Genomic DNA, 19,504 nt, shown 5'->3' with positions numbered 1-19,504 from the left:
CTCCCTCGCTCAACGACCGGGGCGAGCTCGCTCAGCGGACGACGGGGGCGAGTGCCGGCACCATGGCACTGTGCACCAGGCGCGCGACGAGCTCGGGATAGGCGACCCCCGCAGCCTGGAACATCCGCGGGACCTGCGACGCCGCGGTCATGCCCGGCATGGTGTTGACCTCGTTCAGCACCGGCCCGTCTTCGGTGAGGAAGAAGTCCATCCGGGCGACGCCCGAGCACCCGAGCGCGTCGAACATGGTCAGCGCAGCCTCCGTCAGAGCGCGCCGATCCGCGTCGCTCAGCTCCGCCGGCACCGTGAAACGTGCAGAGCCGTCGTACTTCGCCGCGGTGTCGAACAGGCCCTCGGCGTGGATCTCCAGCGGCGGCGGCGCCCAGACGGTCCCGTCCGCATCGCGCATCACGGCCACGTCGATCTCGCGGCCGCGCATCACCCGCTCGACGAGGATGCGGCGGTCGTACTCCGCCGCGGTGCGCAGCGCCGAACGCAGCTGCGCGGCGTCGCGCACCAGTGTCACGCCGTAGCTGGATCCGGCCGAGACCGGTTTGACCACCACGTCCTCATCGAACTCGAGGTCGTCGATCTCGTCGACGGAGATGGCGATTCCCGGCGCGGTGCGGACGCCGACCGCATCCGCCACGAGCTTCGTCACCCACTTGTCCATGCCGATCGCCCCGGCACCCGACCCGGACCCGACCACCGGCGTGTGCGCGAGAGCGCACAGCGCGGCGAGCGCACCGTCCTCGCCGAGTGCACCGTGCACCGCGGGGAACACCACGTCGGCCCGGTCGATCAGCGCCACCGCAGCCGCGAGCGATCCCGCCGCACCCGCGCCCAGCGCGATGCCCTCCTGGATCCAGGTGCCGTCCCGCGCGATCGTCACGGCGGTGACGGCGAAACCGCCCGATCGCAGCGCGCTTCCGACGGCAGCGGCGGACGCCAGAGAGACCTCGTGCTCGGCGTTCTGCCCCCCGCCGATGACCAGGACGTTCGTGCTCATGTGGTGCTCCTCTTCACTCGCGGCCCGATGCCGGCGACGATCGTATGCGGGATGGTTGCGGCCCAATCGGCCCATTCATGGATGCTCGGAACGGCTCCCCCGTCGGGGCCGAACACGGTCGCGACCGTGCCGTGCGGGAAGGCCTCGGCACCGGTGTCGATCACGATCTGGTCCATCGACACGTGGCCGACGATGCGATGCCGCCGGCCGCCGATCTCGACGGCGGCGTTCGCCGACAGTCCGCGGGGGATGCCGTCGGCGTAGCCGAGTCCGATGACGCTCAGGTGCGTGTCGCGGTCGGTGACGTGGAACCCTCCGTAGCCGACGGGCGTGCCCCTCGACGCTCGGGCGGTGTGCACGATCGGCGCGGTCAGCCGCGAGGCGCCGTTCAGGGCGATGGTGCCGGACGGATCGATGCCGACGAGTCCTGCACCGATCCTGACCATGTCGAAATGCGTCGCGCGATCGGTCAGCGCCCCCGATGTCGCGGCGAGATGGACGAACAGCCGTCCGAGTCCTGAGCGGTGTGCCGCGGTGACGGCGGCATCCATCCGTAGGACGGCGGCGGCGTTCTGCGCGGGATCGGCGTAGTCGGCCAGTGGCAGATGCCCCATGAGGGCCACGACGTCGATCCTGCCGAGGCCGTGGCCCGCACGCGCCAGACGGAAGAGCTCCTCCCAGTGCTCACTCGGGCATCCGCCGCGAGCCATCCCGGTGTCGACGTTCAGGTGCACACGGATCGCGGGGTCACCCAGCGGCCCGGCATCCACGATCAACTGCCGCAGCTCGTCGACCGAGGCCACCGCGACGTCGATCCGGTCGGCGGCCGCGCGCGCGGCGTCGATGCCGGAAGGATGCAGCCAGGCGAGGATCGGCACGGTCAGCCCTGCCGCCCTCAGCGCAGACCCCTCGGTGATATCGGTGACCCCGAGCTGCTCGGCGCCGGCCGCGACCGCCGCCTGGGCCACCGCGATCGCCCCGTGCCCGTAACCGTCGGCCTTCACGACGGCCATGATCCGCGCGTCGGTCCGCGCCTGCACGCGGCGGACATTGGCTGCAACCGCGACCGGCAGCACCTGCAACGTGGGGCCCTGCAGGTGCGGCCCTGCTGAGGTCATCGTGGCAGCAGACCGGAAGAGCGTCATCGGGTCATCCGCGGGTCGACGCTGGCATCGCTGTACATCTCCGGGCAACCGTCGTCGATCGCCTCCGGACGCAGTTCGTAGTGCCAGGACTCATTGGCGTAGATCTGGCAGAGGCCGTACTGCGCGCCGTTCTGCATCAGCCAGTCGAGCGCGGTGAGCGGCCCCAGATCGACCGCTTGGCCGCTCACGTGCGCCGATGCCGTGGGCGGCGCCACCCAGCGCGACGCCTCTTCGATCGAGCCGTAGTCGGCGACGGCATCCGTCAGCAGTTTCTCCTGCAGCGCCGTCGAACGCCACCCGCCGTTGACCTCGAACTCGACGCCGTCGACAGCGGCATCCGTCGCCGCACGCCGCAGAGCCTCGAGGAGTGCGGGATCGAGCTTGCTCACCGCGGGAAGGTGATCGTCGAACACCGAGGGCCGAGCATCGTCGCGGATCACGCCGTCGGCTTCGCTCGGGGCAAGGGTGGTGCCAGCGGGGGCATGACCAGGATCGCCGGACGTCGCGGTGGAAGTCGGCGTGTTGGCGGATGCCGCCTCCAGCGCCTGCTGGGTGACGATCACTCCAGCGGCGACGAGGCCGATCGCGATGCCGGCCGCGGCGAGACGCCGGCCGAGGAAGCGGGGAGCAGAGGTGTCGTTCATGTTCCCCAGTCAAGGGGGCCGCGTGTTGCCCTGCCGTATGCACATTTGCATATGCTCGCGATATGTCGGGGTGCGTAGGATCTGAGCCATGCGTGTGCTGATCGTCGAGGACGAGCTCTATCTCGCCGAGGCCATCCGCGACGGTCTGCGGCTCGAGGCGATCGCGTCCGACATCGCCGGCGACGGCGACACCGCCCTCGAGCAATTGAGCATCAACGCGTATGACATCGCCGTGCTCGACCGCGACATCCCCGGCCCCTCCGGCGATGAGGTGGCGCAGTGGATCGTGGCGTCGGGCAGCGGCATCCCCATCCTGATGCTCACGGCCGCCGACCGTCTCGACGATAAGGCGACGGGGTTCGAGCTGGGCGCCGACGACTACCTCACCAAGCCCTTCGAGATGCGCGAGCTCGTGCTGCGGCTGCGTGCTCTCGACCGTCGGCGCGTGCGTACGCGGCCACCCGTGCACGAGATCGCGGGGCTCCGCCTGGATCCGTTCCGGCGCGAGGTCTTTCGAGACGGCCGCTATGTCGCGCTGACCCGCAAGCAGTTCGCCGTGCTCGAGGTGCTCGTCGATGCGGCCGGCGGTGTCGTCAGCGCCGAGGAGCTGCTCGAACGCGCATGGGACGAGAATGCCGACCCGTTCACGAACGCCGTGCGGATCACGGTGTCGTCGCTGCGCAAGCGGCTGGGCGAGCCCTGGCTGATCCTCACGGTTCCCGGGGTGGGCTACCGGATCGAGACGGAAGCGGATGCCGAAGGGGCGGATGCCGGTGCCTAGGCGTCGGGGGATGAGCGCCCGGATGAAGCTCACGCTGAGCTACGCGCTCGTCGTCGTGCTGGCCGGAGCCGCTCTCCTCACTGCCGTGGGGCTGTTCCTGCTGCGATACGTGCCTGATGTGCAGATTCCGCAGATGCTCCCCGGTGAATTCATCCCCAACCGCTCCGATCTGCTGCGTGCCTTCGCGCCTGTGGCGGTTAAGGTGATGCTCCTCCTGGTCGTGTGCGGGTTCGTGGGCGGCTGGATCCTCGCGGGACGCATGCTCGCTCCCCTCGCCCGCATCGGCGATGCTGCGACGCTGGCCGCACAGGGATCGCTCTCGCACCGGATCGCGCTCCCCGGCCCGCGTGACGAGTTCCGCGACCTGGCCGACGTGTTCGACTCGATGCTCGAGCAGCTCGAGGCGCATGTCGCAGAACAGCAGCGCTTCGCCGCGAACGCCTCGCACGAACTCCGAACCCCGCTCGCGATCTCCCAGGCCCTGCTGGAGGTCGCTCGGTCTGATCCGGGTCGCGATGTGGATGCTCTCATCGATCGCCTGCAGGAGGTCAACACCAGGGCGATCGATCTGACCGAGGCGTTGCTGCTGCTGAGCCGTGCCGACGGTCGCGCATTCGTCCGTGAGGTCGTCGATCTCTCGCTCTCCTCCGAAGAGGCGGTCGAGACGCTGGCCCCGCTCGCCGATCGGCGCCGTGTCTCCCTGGACGTCGGCGGCGACGCCGCCCGCACCCTCGGATCGCCGGCGCTCCTGCAGCAGCTGGTCACGAACCTCGTGCACAACGCCATCGTGCACAACCTTGCCGAGGGCGGCACCGTGACGGTGCGCACCTATGCGCGCCCCGAGGCGATCGCGCTCGTCGTGGAGAACACCGGAGCCGTGCTTCCGCCGCACCTGGTCGCGATCCTCGCCGAGCCGTTCCAGCGCGGCGCCTCGCGCACCCGTGGCGACGATCATGCCGGCATCGGGCTGGGCCTCGCCATCGCGCAACGGATCACCGAGGCTCACGACGGCTCCCTGCACCTCACTCCCCGCGTCGGCGGCGGGTTGAACGTGACGGTGTGGCTGCCGCATCCGTATCCCGGGCCCCTGGTCTGACCTTCCGGCCTCCGCGTTCGGGTCCTTTTCGTGGTCTCGCGTGTGCCACCTGTCGGACGAAGTTGCATCTGCAGGACGATCCGTCGGGATCGGTCCGACATCTGCAACATGGTCCGACAAGTGGCATCCGATCGAGCCTCGTGATCTACTCGGCCACCCCGGCAGCCCTGGTGAACCTCGCCGCCATGTCGACGAGAGCCCGTCGGACGTCCTCCCCCTCCAGTAGCTCGAACTCGATCCCGGACATCCCGAGGTACAAGGCGAACTCCTCGGGTGAGCGCGAGCCGGCGGTGAGGATGCTGGTGCCGCCGCCCTCGTCGACGACCTCGGCGACCGTGACATCGAAGTGGCGGGAGACGACAGCGGCCGGTGCGTGCATCCGCAGTCGGGCGCGGTACGGATAGGGCGCGGTGGTGATGCTCCGCGTCGTGAACTGACGGAGGGCGTCGTCGGGGATGTCACGCTCCGGGAACTCGTCGCGCAGGATGAGCGGATGCCGCATCCGATCGACCCGCAGGGTGCGCCAGCCTTCGCGCTCCGGATCCCAGGCGACGAGGTACCAACGCTCCGCCGTGTGCACGATGCGGTGCGGTTCGACCGCTCGCCGCACCTCGACGCCGTCGTGGCGCGTGTAGTCGATCTGCATCCGCCGTCGCTCGGCGATCGCGGATGCGACGGTCGTGACCACGTCGAGGTCGACGTCGTCACGGCGCGACGACAGTGACACCATCGCCCGCTCGACGTCGATGATCTGGCGGCGGGTCGCCGGCGACAGCGATTGCTCCAGCTTCGCCAGTGCGCGCGCCGAGGCGTCTTCGATGCCGGTGACGACGCTGGTCGCGGCGGCGCGCAGCCCGACGGCGATCGCGACGGACTCGTCAGCGGAGAGGGTCAGTGGAGGGACAGCCGCTCCGGCGCCGAGCCGGTAGCCGCCGTGACGCCCTCGGGTCGCCTCGATCCCGTAGCCGAGTTCACGCAGATCGTCGATGTCGCGCCGGAGGGTGCGCCCGCTCACTTCGAGGCGGTCGCGCAGTTCCGCCCCGCTCCATTCCCGTCGTGCCTGCAGAAGCGAGAGCAGTTCGAGAGTGCGTCCGGTCGTCCGTGTCATGCTCCGAGTCTCTTTCGTTATCAGGACATATTATGGCCGGTTATGGCGAGAGCCTGAAGATATGAACACGAACCAGACCGACAGCCGCATCCGCCCCTTCCGCATCGAGATCCCCGAGACGGGGGTCGACGACCTCCGCTCGCGGCTGCAGAACGCGCGCTTCGCCGACCCGCTCCCGGTGGATGACCGGAGCACCGGCATCCCCTCCGCCGAACTGCGTGACCTCGTGACTCGATGGGCGCAGCACGACTGGCGCGCGACCGAGGAGCGGCTGAACGCGCTGCCGCAGATCATCACGAACATCGACGGCCAGAACATCCACGCCGTACACGTGCGCTCCCCGCACCCCGATGCGACACCCCTGCTGCTGATGCACGGCTGGCCGGGATCCTTCCTGGAGTTCGAAGGACTCATCGGCCCGCTCACCGATCCGGTCGCCCATGGCGGAGACGCCTCCGACGCCTTCGACATCGTCATCCCCTCGCATCCGGGGTTCGGGTTCTCGATGCCCCTGGTCGGCACGGACTGGGGGCGCGGCGACATCGCCGTCGTGATGCTCGAGCTGATGACCAGACTCGGATACGAGCGCTTCGTGGTGCAGGGCGGCGACGTGGGCGCGGGTGTCGCTCCGGAGATGGCGCGCCTCGCTCCGGAACGGGTGATCGGGGTGCACGCGAACGGCTCGCTCGGAACGTTCCTGGGCGAACTCGACGAGGAGACCGCTGCATCGCTGAAGCCCGTGGAACACGACCGCCTGCGCCGGGTCTCGGAGTTCATGCAGAAGGAGTTCGGCTACATCGCGATCCAGTCGACGCGCCCTGGCCTGATCGGCGCGATGCTCGCAGACAGTCCGGTCGCGCAGTTCGCCTGGATCCTCGACAAGTTCCAGGAGTGGACGCATCCGGCCGAGAAGCCCGCGGCCGAGATCGTCGGCGAGCGCTTCCTGTTCGAGAACGCCTCGCTGTACTGGTTCACATCCTCAGGCGGCACGTCCGCCTATGTCGCCTATGCGCAGGATGCCGAGTGGGGCGCGCAGCCCGAGAGCTCGGGTGTCCCCACCGCCGTCATCGTCTTCGCGCACGACGTCGGTCTGCGCTTCGCCGAGGAGAAGACGAACAACATCGTCCGCTGGACCGACGTCGAAGGGCGCGGCGGACACTTCGCCGCTCTCGAGGAGCCCGAGATGCTCGTGTCCGACGTGCGGGCGTTCATTCGCGAACTCCGCTGAGTCTCTCGCCGACACAGTGATCTGCGCCACTTGTCGGACCACGTTGCACCTGCAGGACGATTCCTCGAGATCGGTCCGACAACTGCAACATGGTCCGACAAGTGGCACGAGATGATCAGCCGACCAGCGGGAGCAGGATCTCGGTGACCGAGTCATTCGGCGCGGTGACCGCCGGGTCGGTGAGGTACGCCTCGAACACCGGATGATCCCGAGGCTCTTCGCCGGATGCGGGCAGCCACTGACCGTACAGCCAGAGGTAGGCCCGGTGCATCGACGCGTACGGCCCGACATAGCGCATGACCGCGTGGCGCCCGGCCGGGATCGTCCTTCGTTCCAGGGGCGCCGGAACTGCGGCATCCTCGGTGAGGACGACTCCCGCCGCCGAACGCAGTGCGGAGACGGGAACGGCCTCGGGATCATCCTCGTAGATCGCGATCATCCGTCGACCGTCACCCATCCGATCCCGCACGCGCGCGAACGCCTGGCCGATGTCGATGTACGCCCCTCGATGCGGGGAGACGGCGAGAACGAACTCCTCCGTCTCGCGGATCTCCACCGGATGCGCATCGAGGCGCTCCGGCTGGGCGGTTCGAAAGACCGCATGCGCACCGTCTTCGCGAAAGCGGCCGGGCGGCATGCCGTAGCCGCGCGACAGAGCACGAGTGAACGTCTCCACCCCGGAGAAGCCGGCCCGACGTGCGATCCGCGGGATCGACAGGTCCGTCTCGACCAGCATCGAGGCTGCGCGTTCGAGCCGAAGCCGCTGCACGGCTTGAGCCGCGGTCTCTCCACGCACCGCACGGTAGACGCGATGCCAGTGATACGGCGAGAACCTCGCCACCTCCGCGAGGATCCCGAGGTCCAGATCGTCATCGAGATGCTCGTAGATGTACGCAGTCACCTCATCGAGTTGCTGGTGGTACTGCGCGGCTCTCACGATGCCGAGCGTAGACCCAGCGAGATCTCGATGCCGCCATCCGCCGCGTACCGCTCGAAGTCGGCGAGATAGCTGAGATCGAGGCCTTCTCGTGCCCAGATCCGTTGCCATGCCTCGCCGACGAGGTCGGGGCGGCCTGCTTCCAGTTCGACGACCTCGCGCTCGGATCGCGGCACGACCACGGAGGCCAACCCCTCCGGAACGGCGGCCCCATCGGCGACACGGTGGCCGATGATGAGCGTGTAGTCCCCGAGGTTGTCGACACCCGCATTCTCGTGATCGGCGTACACGGCGTAAACGTCTCCTCCGGCATCCGTCCTGCCCGCGACATCCGCCTGCACGAATGCCGCCCAGTGCGGCGGGATCGTCGCCGCAGCCTCCCGGTTGTTCGTGCGCAGGGGAAGGCCGACGACGGTGAACTGCTCCTGTGTGATTGTCATGGCTTCAGCCTGCCCGCCCCGGTTTGACGATTCTTGCGGTGTTCGCCGACAAATCGCGCCCGAAGCAGCGACACTCACCAGGGACTGGGCTCGTAGTCCTTCAGGAACACGCCGTGGATGTCTTCGCCGGCCTCGCCGCGCACGATCGGGTCGTACACCCGGGCCGCGCCGTCGACGAGATCGAGCGGGGCGTGGAAACCCTCTTCGGCGAGGCGGACCTTCGTGTAGTGCGGGCGCTCGTCGGTGATCCAGCCGGTGTCGACGGCGGTCATCAGGATGCCGTCGGTCTCGAGCATCTCGCCGGCACTGGTGCGGGTGAGCATGTTCAGCGCGGCCTTCGCCATGTTCGTGTGCGGATGCCCCGGGCCCTTGTAGCGGCGCGAGAACTGCCCCTCCATCGCCGAGACGTTGACGACGTACTTCCGGTGCGAAGCGGATGCTGCCATCGAGGGCCGCAGTCGGCTGATCAGCAGGAACGGCGCCGTGGTGTTGCAGAGCTGCACCTCGAGCATCTCGAGCGGATCGACCTGGTCGATCGACTGCACCCAGCTGTTCACGCGGTTCACGTCGGGAACGAGTCCGCCTGCGTCGATCGCCGTGCCGTCCGCGTGCTTCGCCAGCGACGACGACCCAGGAGCCATCGCGAGCCGCGCGAGGTCCTCGGCGGTGAGCGACTGGCCGCCCTGCTCGGCGACGGTGCCGCCGAGGGCGGCGACAGACAGCAGCGGATGCGCATCGACGGACGCCTGCAGCGCCTGAGGATGCTGATCGTTCGTGTGCCCGAAGGTCTCCATCTCGGGCAGGGGACCGTCGGGAAGCGGCTGCAGCTCGGCATCCGCCAGCAGCGAGTACGAACCCGGCGAGCGCCGCACGGTCTGCGCCGCGTTGTTGATGAGGATGTCGAGCGGCCCCTGGGCGGCGACGGAGTCGGCCAGGCCGATCACCTGAGCGGGATCGCGCAGGTCGATGCCCACGACGCGCAGGCGGTGCAGCCACTCGCCCGAATCGGGCAGGGCCGAGAAGCGGCGAACGGCGTCGCGGGGGAAGCGCGTCGTGATCGTGGTGTGCGCGCCGTCGCGGAGCAGCCGCAGCGCGATGTGCATGCCGATCTTCGCGCGGCCGCCGGTGAGCAGCGCGCGCTTGCCTGTCAGGTCGGCGTGGGCGTTGCGCTTGCCGTGGCTGAAGCGCGCACAATCGGGGCACAGCTGGTGATAGAAGGCGTCGACGAGCGTGTACGGCTGCTTGCAGATGTAGCAGTTGCGGGGCTTCAGCAGCTCGCCGGCGATCGGTGCGTCGATGACACTGGTCGCGAGGTCGTTGCCGCGCGTCTCGTCGTCGATGCGGTCCGGAGCGCCGGTCGCGGTGCGTGCGACCACCGCCTTGTCGGCCTCGGCGATGGCATCCCGGATCTGCTTGCGCCGGACGCGCTTGACGGCCTTGAACATCGCGGCCGTCGCGCGGCGCATGGTGACGAAGTCCGGATGCTCCTCGTCGAGCTGGTCCATCTGCGTGAGGACGCGCAACGCGGTGGCGAGGTCTTCGGGGTCGATGCCGGCGCCGTCGTCAGCGGGAGCAGTCGGGGCGTCGGTCATTGTGCCGATTTTACGCGACTGAGCTGGGCGTTCGGTCCGTCCGAGAGCGCCGCCTGCCAGCGCGGATCTCGGAGATCAGCAGCTTCTTCGCACGATGTGGCCGAATTCGTCCGAAGAACGTGCAGATCTGCGAAGAACGCGCAGCGCGCAGCAGGCCGCTCAGCCCAGCGCGCGCTGCCGACGAAGCGCGGTGAGGACGGTCCCGTTCGCGCCGGCCCATTCCCCGAGGGATGCCGGGATGATCGGCGGCACGCGATGGAACGTCGCGCGCTCCGCGACGTAGCGTTCCGCGAGCGTGACCAGGTGGTGCGGCGCCTGAGCGAGACCGCCGCCGATGACGATGCCTCCCGGGTCCACGAGAGCGCACAGCGTGAGGATCGCCTCGGCGAGCGCCGACGAGGCATGCTGCACGATCGTCGTCGCGGCCGTGTCGCCCGCACTGAACGCGGTGAAGAGCGACTCCGTTCCGCCCGAGCCGCCGGCTGCCGTCCAGGCGGTATGCAGCGCCGGAGCACCGATGATCGTCTCCAGGCAGCCGAGCCTTCCGCACGAGCACATGCTTCCGGCCGGGTCGATCGTGATGTGCCCGAGTTCGCCGGCTGACCCGTGAGCGCCGGGCACGACCCGGCCGTCGACCACGTGCGCACCGGCGATACCGGTGCCGAGCGCGAGCACGAAGATGTCCTCGACGCCCTTGCCCGCGCCCCACGACGCTTCGGCGATGGCGGCGGCGTGGCCGTCGTTGATGACATCCACCGGGATTCCGAGTTCTGCTCCGAGCCGCTCGCCGAGGGCGCACCCGTCGAGGGCGGGGATGTTCGTGGACCGCACGACGACGCCGTTGCGTTCGTCGACGATCCCCGGGATCGAGAGGACGAGCCGGGTCAGCGTCCGTTCGCCTCGCACCGCCTCGGCGATCGCGGCGAGCCCGTCCACCGGCGCCCGCTTCGGCGTCGCGTTCCGTCCACGGGCCAGCGGTACGGGAGGCTCGGCGATCGAAGCATCCGCCCTGGCGAGCAGATGCTTGACGCTCGATCCGCCGACGTCGATGCCGAGCACGGCGGACCCGCCGTGCTCGGCAGCCGTTCGTCCCTCCGGGCCCTTTGTCGCGTCGGTGGCAGCGCCGATCACGACGCCATCGCCCGGGCTGCGGCCCGGGCCTCCCGCCGGAGCGCCTGTTTGTCCGGGTCGGGAACGGGGACGGATGCCAGCAGTCGACGACTGTACGGATGCTGCGGCGCGAGGAGCACGTCGTCGGCAGAGCCCGTCTCGACGATCTCTCCCTTCAGCATCACGGCGACGCGATCGGAGATCTCGTGCACGACGGCGAGGTCATGGCTGATGAAGAGGCAGGCGAAGTGCATCTTCTCCTGCAGCGTGCGCAGGACCTCGAGCACCGCCGCCTGCACGGAGACATCGAGAGCGGAGGTCGGCTCGTCGGCGATGATGAGTTCCGGCTCCAGCGCGATCGCCCTGGCGAGGCCGATGCGCTGACGCTGGCCGCCGGAGAGTTCATGCGGGTACCGGGTCGCGTAGTTTGTCGGCAGCTCGACCGCGTCGAGCAGCTCGGCCACTCTGATTCGGCGCTGCGCAGCCGTCGTGGGGAACTTCCGTCGCTGCACCAGCATCGGCTCCGCGATCGCTTCGCCGACGGTCATCCGCGGGTCCAGGCTCGAACCGGGGTCCTGGAAGATCGCTCCGACGCGTCCGCGGAGCTCGCGCTCGCGGCGACGCGATGCTCCGCCGCGGCCGACCTTCTCGCCGAACAGCGTGATCTCGCCACCGGACAGCGGCAGCAGGCCGAGGGCAGCGCGTCCGAGCGTCGATTTCCCGGACCCGGATTCACCGACGAGACCGAGGATCTCTCCCGGTTGGATGCGCAGGCTCACGCCGTCGAGCGCGAGGAACGGGCGTCCCGCGCGGCGATACGTCACGCTCGCGTCGACCAGCTCGAGCACGGCCGCCGTCTGGGGGACTTCGACGCTCCGCTCGACGACGGAGGCGAGATCGGGAAGCGACGGCACGGCGCTCAGCAGTTTCTTCGTGTACTCCTCGCGCGGTGCAGTGAGGACAGTGCGGGTGTCGCCCACCTCGACCATCGTGCCGCGGAACATCACGGCGACGCGATCGGCGATGTCGGCGACGACGCCCATGTTGTGCGTGACGAGGAGGAACGCCGTTCCCGATTCCGCCGCGAGGCGCCGGATGAGGTCGAGGATCTCGGCCTGCACGGTGACGTCGAGCGCGGTCGTCGGTTCGTCGGCGATGATCAACTGGGGCTCGCACGCGAGGGCGATCGCGATGACGACGCGCTGACGCTGTCCCCCAGACAGCTCATGCGGGTAGCTCTTGGCCCGACGGACCGGCTCGGGGATTCCGACCCGCTGCAGGAGCTCGACGGCGCTCTCCCACGCGGCGGCCTTCGAGACGGGACTGTGGTTGAGGATCGCCTCGGTGATCTGGTCACCGATCCGCATGCTGGGATTCAGCGCGGTCATCGGCTCCTGGAACACCATCGAGATCTCGGCGCCGCGCACGGCGTTCATCTCGGACTCGCCGAGAGGCAGCAGTTCGCGCCCGCCGAGACGGATCGAACCGGTGACGGTGGCCGAGCGCGGCAGCAGCTTCAGCACAGCCATGGCCGTGACCGACTTGCCGGAACCCGACTCGCCGACGAGAGCGAGGACCTCGCCCGGATGAACCTCGAGATCGATCCCCTTCACGGCCTGGACGGGACCGTCCTCGGTGCGGAAGGTGACCTCGAGGTCGGTGATCGACAGCAGTGCGTCGCTCATGCGGCACGCCCCTTCACGTCGAAGAAGTCACGGAGCCCGTCACCGATGCTGTTGAACGCGCACACGGTGAGGACGATGCAGAAACCGGCGGGGAAGATCAGCCACCATGCGCCGGCGTAGGTGTACGTGATGCCGCTGGTGAGCATGGCACCCCAGTCGGTGGCCGGCTTCTGCAGGCCCATGCCGAGGAACGAGATGTACGCGACGAGCAGGATGGCGTCGGCGACCTGGAACGTCGCATTGACGACGATCGTGCCGACCGTGTTCGGCACGATGTGCTTGAGAACCGCGCGGGGGTGGGTGCCGCCCATCGCGCGCAGAGCCAGCACGTACTCCCGCGACTTCAGCGAGATCGACTCTGCACGCACGAGACGCGCAGGCACGAGCCAGGAGACGAGTCCGATGACGCAGATCATCAGCGGCACGCTCGGTCGCAGGATCGCGGAGAGGATGAGCAGCAGGAATGTCGCCGGGATCGCGATGCCGGCGTCGACGACGCGCATCATCACGGTGTCGACCGCACCGCCGACGTATCCGGCGATGGCTCCCCACAGCGTTCCGATGACCGTGGCGAGCACACCGGCGGCGAGACCGATGAGGATCGATACCTGCCCGCCCATCATCAGGCGACCGAGCACGTCGTAGCCGACGTCGTCGGTGCCCAGCGGGTGACCGGCCGTTCCTGGGGGAAGCATCGTGCTGCGCAGGTCCGTGTGGATCTGATCGGTCGGGTGCACGAGCGGGCCCAGGAAGCAGAAGAGCAGGAACAGCACGATGGTCACGATGCCGAAGACCGCGAGCTTGTTCTGCAGGAAGCGCCGCATGCCGCGCTGACGCGGGGTCAACGTGCGGGTCAGGATGGTCGTCGTGCTCACGAGAGCTCCTCACGGGTGCGCGGGTCGAGCAGCGCCTGGATGATGTCGGCGAGCAGCGAGCCGATGACGGTCGCGAGCGCGATGACCAGGATGCAGCCGAGCAGGACGGGGTAGTCGGATGTCTGGGCCGATGTCCAGAACAGCAGACCCATGCCGGGGTAGTTGAAGAGCGACTCGACGACGATCATGCCGCCGAACATCACGGGCAGGTAATAGCCCAGCATCGCGATCACCGGCGTCAGGGAGTTGCGCACGACGTGACGGGTGATCACGACGCGCACCGAGGTGCCCTTCGCCCGCGCCGTGCGGACGTAGTCTTCGGAGAGGTTGTCGATCGTGGCCGATCGCATGTATCGCGAGAACGTGGCGATGATGCCGAGCGCGGCGGTGAGCACTGGAAGCACCAGACCGGCCGGATTCGCCAGCACGTCGCCGACGGTCTCTCCCTGCGGTGCCTGCGCGGGCACGAGCCGCAGCCACTGCGCGAACACGATCACGAGGATCAGCCCGAGGAAGAACGACGGCGTCGAGTAGACGATGAAGTTCCAGGTCGTCAGCACGTAGTCCGCGGTCTTGCCGCGGCGAACCGCCTGGAAGATGCCCATCGGGATCGCGACGATGAGCGCGACCAGCATCGAGATGAGGGCGAGGATCAGCGTCTTCGGGAGCCGCTGGCCGATGGCATCCGCCACCGGCCGATTGAGCTTGAACGAATCGCCGAGATCGCCCTGGACCAGCTGCCCGAGGAAGTTGAAGTACTGCTGCCAGAGCGGCAGGTCGAACCCGTTCTCACGGTTGAACGCGTCGATCTGCTCCTGCGACGCCTGCATCCCGAGGATGCCGGCCGCAGGCCCTTGCGGCATGGCGAGGTGGAGCAGCGCGAACACGATCAGCGTCACGATGAGGATGACGATCCCGCCCTGGCCGACCCGTCGCAACAGGTACCACCAGAACCGAGAGCCGCCGGCCCTCTCCTTCTTCTGCGCGCTCTGCGCTGCTTCCACCACGCTCATGTCACCTACCTGTTACTTGGTCCAGGACCAGCGCTGCGGCAGGAACGACGCACCCGGGTCCTGGTGGGCGATGTCGAGTCCGTCACGGACGACCGAGACCTGGTAGACCGGGTTCGGCATCCACATGACCGGAAGGTCGGTGGCGAGGAACTCCGAGTACTTCTTGGCGATCTCCGGGTCGGTCGAGAACGCCATCGCCTGGACGAGCTCCTCGGCCTCGGCGTTGTCGTACTGTCCCGCGTTCCACTTGGTGTCCTTCGCGAAGACGCGCTCACCGGTGGCGTAGGGCGGGAAGTACCAGCTGCCTGCCGTGCCGAAGAAGACGAGCTCCCACGTGCAGGTGGTGCCGGTCTTGCACTCCTGGGCCTGGGTGAGAACGCTGTCCAGCGGCTTCGAGTCGATCGTCATCTTGACGCCGACCTTGCCGAGCGAGGACTGGATCTCCGCCATCATGTTGTCGGTCTCCTGCGAGCCGCTCTGGGTGGTGACGACGATCTCCGCCTTCTCACCGGCAGCGATGCCCTCGCCGCACTGTCCGGCGCCGGCTCCGGCATCCACGCACTCGAGCGTGCCTTCGGAGTTCTTCTTCCAGCCGTTGTCCGTGAAGAGCTTCGCGGCCGCCTTCACATCGAAGGGGTACGGGTTGTTCTTCTGCACGTCGGACAGACCGATGGAGTCCGCCGTCTGCGGGATGGGGCCGTAGTCGGGGGTGGCCGCACCGTGCCACACGACCTCGGAGATGGTCTCCTGGTCGATGGCCTGCTGCAGCGCCTGACGCACGTAGAGCTGCTTGTAGAAGGCGCCCTTGGTCGGGTTGGCGAAGTTGTACGGCATGTACGTGATCGACCAACCGGCCCACGGCTCGATGCTGTAACCCAGGTCAGTGAACTGCTTCTCGTTCGTCAGCTGCGAGCTGGTGACGTAGCCGTAGTCGACATCGCCGGAGCGCACGACGTTCATCTCGGCGTCTGCCGAGGTGAACGGCAGGAACTCCACGTTCTCGATGCTGGGCTTGTCTTCACCCGTGTACTTCTTGTTCGCGGTGAGCTCGACGAGGCCGGAGTCCGACCAGCTCTTCACCGTGTAGGGGCCGGCGACGGTCTTCCACAGCTCATTGGTGGCGTAGGTCTTCATGTCCTCGGCCTCGGAGAAGAGGTAGTCGAGCACCTGCGTCGAACCGGCGGCGTCGCGGTCGTGGTCACCGATCTCGCCGTCGGCGCTCGTCTTGTCCCAGACGTGCTGCGGCATCGGGTAGATGAGGCTGAGCTGGTTGCCGAGGAGGAACTCCTCGTTGTAGACCTTGTCCATCGTCAGCGAGAAGGTCTTCTCGTCGATGGTCGTGAACGCGACGATGTTGTCGGGCATGAGACCGGCCGAATACCCGCCGGTCCGCTCGCCGTTGAAGCGCACGAGGTTGTACCAGAACTCCACGTCACGAGAGGTGACGGGCTCGCCATCGGACCAGTCGAGGTCGTTGAGCGTGATGGTGATCGTCTTCTGGTCCTCGGAGAATTCGTAGGACTTCGCGGCGGAGGCGAGCTCGTCCCAGCCCATCTCTCCGTCGACGCCGTTGTATTCGAACAGGCGCGGCCACATCGTCGCCTTGATGGCGCTGTTGTGCGTGGCCATCTTGTCCGGCGACGAGATCGGCAGGATCCAGTTCGGTCCGGTGCCCACCTGGAGCGCGAAGCTGACCGAGTCCTTCTCGGACTCTGCTCCGTTGCCGCCCTGCGTGCCCGCCTGACAGGCGGTCAGGGCGAGGGTCGCGACGGCAAGCGCGCCCAGCGGGGCGAGCAACCGGCGACGCAGCGACTGAGTTCGCATAGAAACCTCCTTGTTCAACGCCTCACCGGGGAGACGTTCGTCCGAAATGTGACGTACTTTGCATCATGCCCGAAGTAAGTACGGGAAAATGGTCAGCCTTGTTACGTTTGAGTAACTTACTTAGTTCGCAATCGAAGAAACTCGACGGCTTCGCTCAGCGAACGATCTCGGCCTTCAGGTCCGGAGACTCCGCGAAAGCATCGAAGGGGTGCATCGGGCGCTCGATCCGGTGATGACCGAGTCGATCCAGATCCTGATCGACGCCACCGGGGGTGAGCGCCAGCGTCCAGCCGCGCATGATGGCGTAGAGCTCTGGCTCGAGGTAGCCGATCTTCGTCACCACGATCTGCGCGGATGCCGGGTCGAGTCCGATCGACGTGAAATCCGAGACGTCGTGGTAGGCCTTGCGGAACTCCGTCACGATCACGTGGAGGCCGCCCACCCGGATCACGGCGATGCCACCGGCATCCACATCCCCCTCCTGCAGACTGTGCAGGATCCCGTCGACGACCACGGGACCATGCGGCCCGCTGTCGATGCGCGCGCCGACCTCGACCGAGACCCGATCCCCGATCGCATGAGCGCGCAGGACGTCGATGGCGCCCTTGTCGAACACGGATGCGCAGAGCGTCACCGGCGCATCGTCGGAGGTGAGCTCTGGCTTCTGCAGCAGCTGCGCGAGCGTCCAGGTGACGTCGCCGGTGCCACCGGCGCCGGGGTTGTCGCCCGAGTCGCTGATGAAGTACGGGGTGTCGGATGCCGCCAGACCCGCGGCGACTCCCTCATCGAGGGTTCCCGGAGGGCCGACGAACTCGAAGTCGTCGCGCACATCCCAGAACGCCCGCCCGAGTTCCTCGGCAGCACTCGCGGTCGCCGTCTCGTCGTCGCCGGTGACCACCACGGTGGCGTGGCAGCGCGGCTCGTCCGCCCAGGCGTAGCCGATCCAGATCGCGGCATCCGTGATGCCGGGACGCGCCTCGATCTCCGGGATGCGGGCGTACAGGCTCTTGGCCGGCTCGACGCGGGTGCTGGTCTTCTCGCCGGGAAGAAGGATCGGCACACGCACCCAGGCGCGGTGCCGAGTGACGCCGTCCTCCAGGGCGTGCACGAGGTTGCGGATCGCGCGGTCGCGGGTCTCCCAGGTGTCCTCGTGCGGGGCGAGGCGGTAGCAGGTGATGATGTCGACGTTCTCGACGAGAGTCCGCGAGACATTGCCGTGCAGGTCCATCGATGCGGAGACGACGACGTCGGGTCCGATCACCGCGCGGATGGCGCTGATGAGGTCGCCCTCGGCGTCATCCATCCCGACGACGCTCATCGCGCCGTGGATGTCGAAGAACAGTCCGTCGAGCGTCGCACCGTCGGCGACGAGGTCGGCAAGACCGTCGCAGATCCGCGCCTTGATGCTGTCGTAGACCTCGCGGAGCACGGCGCCGCCGGGAATCGATCGCGCGTAGTAGACGGGCAGCCAATCGGCACGGTCCGTGAGCTCGCCGTCGCGCAGGGCGTCGTAGCGATTCACCAGATCGTCGCCCTCGACGCGCTGGAAGTCCCGTTCGCCGGCTCGATGCGGCGAGAAGGTGCTGGACTCGATCGCCATGCCGGCGATCGCGATGCGGGGGCGCGAGGGGGTTTCCGTCATGCCTACGAGTTTAGGGCTCCACTCGAAGCCAAACGCAATACTTGATCCGAATCCGCGAAAACTTAGATCGATTGCCGCACTTTATGCCGGTGTGCGCAGTTCCTCATCGATGCGCGCCGGGTCGAGCATCCGCTCCAGCAGCTCCCAGCCGACGCCACGCGCGCCGGCAAGCGCACCGGCTCGGCTCACGCCGATCTCGAGCGAATCGGTCGACATCGGCAGGCAGAGCGTGAACAGCGCCTGCCGGACTCCCGCGACGAAGGCGTCGGCCGTGGCGAGGCGCCCGCCGAGCGCCAACGCCTGCGGGTTGAAGAAGTTGATGATGGTGGCGAGCACCTCACCCGTTCGCGCACCGGCCTCTCGCAGCAGCGACGTGGCCTTGGGGTGCGCATCCTGCGCGAGGGCGAGGACGTCGTCGAGCGTCTCCACCGACACGCCCGCTTCCTTCAGCGCATCGACGATCGCCGCCCCGCTCGCGACCACGTCGAGGCAGCCCACCCGACCGCAGGAGCAGATGATCGGTGGGGCGTTGTGCAACGCCACGTGGCTGATGTCGCCGGCGACCCCGCGGAACCCCCGGTACACCGCGCCATCGAGAATGATCCCGCAGCCGATTCCGCTGCCGGCTTTGACGAAGACCAGCTGCTTCTCGTCGCCGCCGCGCTCGATGTACTCGCCGACGGCCATGGCGTTGGCGTCGTTGTCGATGAGGTACGGCAGACCGGTGACGGATCCGAGGACCTCGCCCACGTCGACGCCGTTCCAACCCGGCATCCGGGTGGGCGCGAGCAGCCGCGAGGTGCGCGAATCCACCGGCCCTGGCAGGCTCATCGCGATCCCCTCGATGCGCAGGCCATCGTGCTCAGCCGCCAACTGCTGCGCGAACTCCCAGACCTGGCTGACGACGCTCTCGACACCGTCGAACAGCGAGACCTGCACGACGGTGGATGCGACGATGTCCGCCCGGCGGTCGAGGAGTGCGATCGTCGCGTGGCGCTCACCGAGGTCGACGCCGGCGACGACACTGCCGCCGCCCTTCACCGCCAGCACGCGCGGACGACGCCCTCCCCGGGATTCGCCCTGGCCGTTCTCCTCGATGAAGCCGTGGGAGATGAGCTCCTCGACCCGGAGCGCGACCGTCGACGCCGACAGTCCGGTCAGGCGCGCCAGATCAGCGCGGGATTGGGCACGGCCGGTGCGCACCAGCCGAAAGAGCTCGCCCTCGGAATGCAGGGTCTGTGTCGCCGGGGTCACGGTGTCCTCGAATCATCTTGTTCCGTTGATCAAACAAAGATACTCATAAGACTGGAGTAATGTCACGGATCCGGCCCACCCGCGCATCCCCACCGCATCCGCCGCGCCCCGCTCCGGTCGC

At 68.1% G+C, this 19,504-nt stretch carries 17 protein-coding genes; 3 read left to right on the top strand and 14 right to left on the bottom strand.

Annotation, left to right across the window (positions count from 1 at the left end):
* Positions 1-31: 31 nt before the first annotated feature.
* The 3 genes from MRBLWH12_RS15590 to MRBLWH12_RS15580 are packed head-to-tail and all read right to left on the bottom strand — an operon-like array spanning position 32 to position 2,798.
* Positions 32-1,009 carry a D-alanine--D-alanine ligase family protein gene (locus MRBLWH12_RS15590; RefSeq protein WP_363550568.1) on the bottom strand — a complete coding sequence of 326 codons (978 nt, stop codon included), beginning with the start codon at positions 1,007-1,009 and terminating at the stop codon, positions 32-34.
* Positions 1,006-2,127 (bottom strand): alanine racemase, encoded by a 1,122-nt coding sequence (alr, locus tag MRBLWH12_RS15585; RefSeq protein ID WP_363550567.1) that lies wholly within the window; start codon positions 2,125-2,127, stop codon positions 1,006-1,008. The genes MRBLWH12_RS15590 and alr overlap by 4 nt, the downstream gene beginning before the upstream one ends.
* A gap of 23 nt (positions 2,128-2,150) precedes the next feature.
* A complete protein-coding gene (locus MRBLWH12_RS15580) occupies positions 2,151-2,798 on the bottom strand; it encodes a M15 family metallopeptidase (protein WP_363550565.1) in 648 nt (215 codons plus the stop codon).
* Between the two features lie 88 nt (positions 2,799-2,886).
* Here MRBLWH12_RS15580 and MRBLWH12_RS15575 point away from each other — a divergent pair, with 88 nt between their 5' ends.
* Together MRBLWH12_RS15575 and MRBLWH12_RS15570 are read left to right on the top strand one after the other, a co-directional pair.
* The gene (locus MRBLWH12_RS15575) at positions 2,887-3,579 is read left to right on the top strand and encodes a response regulator transcription factor (RefSeq protein WP_341976340.1); all 693 of its coding nucleotides are present in this window, start codon (positions 2,887-2,889) and stop codon (positions 3,577-3,579) included.
* A 10-nt stretch (positions 3,580-3,589) separates the two neighbouring features.
* The gene (locus MRBLWH12_RS15570; RefSeq protein WP_363550563.1) at positions 3,590-4,675 is read left to right on the top strand and encodes a sensor histidine kinase; all 1,086 of its coding nucleotides are present in this window, start codon (positions 3,590-3,592) and stop codon (positions 4,673-4,675) included.
* Positions 4,676-4,820: 145 nt separating this feature from the next.
* Here the strand turns inward: MRBLWH12_RS15570 and MRBLWH12_RS15565 are convergent, their stop codons facing one another.
* Positions 4,821-5,783 (bottom strand): helix-turn-helix transcriptional regulator, encoded by a 963-nt coding sequence (locus MRBLWH12_RS15565; protein WP_363550561.1) that lies wholly within the window; start codon positions 5,781-5,783, stop codon positions 4,821-4,823.
* Positions 5,784-5,844: 61 nt separating this feature from the next.
* Here MRBLWH12_RS15565 and MRBLWH12_RS15560 point away from each other — a divergent pair, with 61 nt between their 5' ends.
* Positions 5,845-7,011 carry an epoxide hydrolase family protein gene (locus tag MRBLWH12_RS15560; protein ID WP_363550559.1) on the top strand — a complete coding sequence of 389 codons (1,167 nt, stop codon included), beginning with the start codon at positions 5,845-5,847 and terminating at the stop codon, positions 7,009-7,011.
* 115 nt (positions 7,012-7,126) lie between these two features.
* Here the strand turns inward: MRBLWH12_RS15560 and MRBLWH12_RS15555 are convergent, their stop codons facing one another.
* From MRBLWH12_RS15555 to MRBLWH12_RS15510, 10 genes are all read right to left on the bottom strand, one after another.
* Complete coding sequence (locus MRBLWH12_RS15555) at positions 7,127-7,948, bottom strand: AraC family transcriptional regulator (protein ID WP_363550558.1); 822 nt, start codon at positions 7,946-7,948, stop codon at positions 7,127-7,129.
* Complete coding sequence (locus tag MRBLWH12_RS15550) at positions 7,945-8,388, bottom strand: GyrI-like domain-containing protein (RefSeq protein ID WP_363550556.1); 444 nt, start codon at positions 8,386-8,388, stop codon at positions 7,945-7,947. Before MRBLWH12_RS15550 ends, MRBLWH12_RS15555 begins: the two co-directional genes overlap by 4 nt.
* Positions 8,389-8,462: 74 nt before the next feature.
* Entirely contained in the window at positions 8,463-9,980 is a 1,518-nt protein-coding gene (locus MRBLWH12_RS15545) for an SDR family NAD(P)-dependent oxidoreductase (protein ID WP_363550555.1), read from the bottom strand.
* A gap of 159 nt (positions 9,981-10,139) precedes the next feature.
* Positions 10,140-11,111, bottom strand: coding sequence for an ROK family protein (locus tag MRBLWH12_RS15540; protein ID WP_363550553.1), 972 nt, complete (start codon positions 11,109-11,111; stop codon positions 10,140-10,142).
* A complete protein-coding gene (locus tag MRBLWH12_RS15535) occupies positions 11,108-12,775 on the bottom strand; it encodes an ABC transporter ATP-binding protein (RefSeq protein WP_341976348.1) in 1,668 nt (555 codons plus the stop codon). Before MRBLWH12_RS15535 ends, MRBLWH12_RS15540 begins: the two co-directional genes overlap by 4 nt.
* Positions 12,772-13,650 carry an ABC transporter permease gene (locus MRBLWH12_RS15530; RefSeq protein ID WP_341976349.1) on the bottom strand — a complete coding sequence of 293 codons (879 nt, stop codon included), beginning with the start codon at positions 13,648-13,650 and terminating at the stop codon, positions 12,772-12,774. Before MRBLWH12_RS15530 ends, MRBLWH12_RS15535 begins: the two co-directional genes overlap by 4 nt.
* The gene (locus MRBLWH12_RS15525; RefSeq protein WP_363550551.1) at positions 13,647-14,663 is read right to left on the bottom strand and encodes an ABC transporter permease; all 1,017 of its coding nucleotides are present in this window, start codon (positions 14,661-14,663) and stop codon (positions 13,647-13,649) included. Before MRBLWH12_RS15525 ends, MRBLWH12_RS15530 begins: the two co-directional genes overlap by 4 nt.
* Before the next feature lie 12 nt (positions 14,664-14,675).
* Positions 14,676-16,487, bottom strand: a complete 1,812-nt coding sequence (locus MRBLWH12_RS15520) for a peptide ABC transporter substrate-binding protein (protein WP_341976351.1) — start codon at positions 16,485-16,487, stop codon at positions 14,676-14,678.
* Positions 16,488-16,641: 154 nt separating this feature from the next.
* The gene (locus MRBLWH12_RS15515; RefSeq protein ID WP_363550549.1) at positions 16,642-18,129 is read right to left on the bottom strand and encodes a M81 family metallopeptidase; all 1,488 of its coding nucleotides are present in this window, start codon (positions 18,127-18,129) and stop codon (positions 16,642-16,644) included.
* An 81-nt stretch (positions 18,130-18,210) separates the two neighbouring features.
* Positions 18,211-19,383, bottom strand: coding sequence for an ROK family transcriptional regulator (locus MRBLWH12_RS15510; protein ID WP_341976353.1), 1,173 nt, complete (start codon positions 19,381-19,383; stop codon positions 18,211-18,213).
* Positions 19,384-19,504: the final 121 nt, after the last annotated feature.

This window comes from Microbacterium sp. LWH12-1.2 (assembly GCF_040675825.1).
GTDB lineage: Bacteria > Actinomycetota > Actinomycetes > Actinomycetales > Microbacteriaceae > Microbacterium.
The sequence above is the reverse complement of the archived record's forward strand: the minus strand, read 5'-3'. Positions and strand labels throughout refer to the sequence as shown.

Excerpts from the sequence above, each read along its gene's own strand:
- MRBLWH12_RS15550 (WP_363550556.1), bottom strand. The coding sequence starts at position 8,388 with ATGACAATCACACAGGAGCAGTTCACCGTCGTCGGCCTTCCCCTGCGC.
- MRBLWH12_RS15525 (WP_363550551.1), bottom strand. The coding sequence starts at position 14,663 with ATGAGCGTGGTGGAAGCAGCGCAGAGCGCGCAGAAGAAGGAGAGGGCC.
- MRBLWH12_RS15520 (WP_341976351.1), bottom strand. The coding sequence starts at position 16,487 with ATGCGAACTCAGTCGCTGCGTCGCCGGTTGCTCGCCCCGCTGGGCGCG.
- MRBLWH12_RS15565 (WP_363550561.1), bottom strand. The coding sequence starts at position 5,783 with ATGACACGGACGACCGGACGCACTCTCGAACTGCTCTCGCTTCTGCAG.
- MRBLWH12_RS15570 (WP_363550563.1), top strand. The coding sequence starts at position 3,590 with ATGAGCGCCCGGATGAAGCTCACGCTGAGCTACGCGCTCGTCGTCGTG.
- MRBLWH12_RS15580 (WP_363550565.1), bottom strand. The coding sequence starts at position 2,798 with ATGAACGACACCTCTGCTCCCCGCTTCCTCGGCCGGCGTCTCGCCGCG.
- MRBLWH12_RS15545 (WP_363550555.1), bottom strand. The coding sequence starts at position 9,980 with ATGACCGACGCCCCGACTGCTCCCGCTGACGACGGCGCCGGCATCGAC.
- alr (WP_363550567.1), bottom strand. The coding sequence starts at position 2,127 with ATGACCTCAGCAGGGCCGCACCTGCAGGGCCCCACGTTGCAGGTGCTG.
- MRBLWH12_RS15535 (WP_341976348.1), bottom strand. The coding sequence starts at position 12,775 with ATGAGCGACGCACTGCTGTCGATCACCGACCTCGAGGTCACCTTCCGC.
- MRBLWH12_RS15515 (WP_363550549.1), bottom strand. The coding sequence starts at position 18,129 with ATGACGGAAACCCCCTCGCGCCCCCGCATCGCGATCGCCGGCATGGCG.
- MRBLWH12_RS15560 (WP_363550559.1), top strand. The coding sequence starts at position 5,845 with ATGAACACGAACCAGACCGACAGCCGCATCCGCCCCTTCCGCATCGAG.
- MRBLWH12_RS15575 (WP_341976340.1), top strand. The coding sequence starts at position 2,887 with ATGCGTGTGCTGATCGTCGAGGACGAGCTCTATCTCGCCGAGGCCATC.
- MRBLWH12_RS15590 (WP_363550568.1), bottom strand. The coding sequence starts at position 1,009 with ATGAGCACGAACGTCCTGGTCATCGGCGGGGGGCAGAACGCCGAGCAC.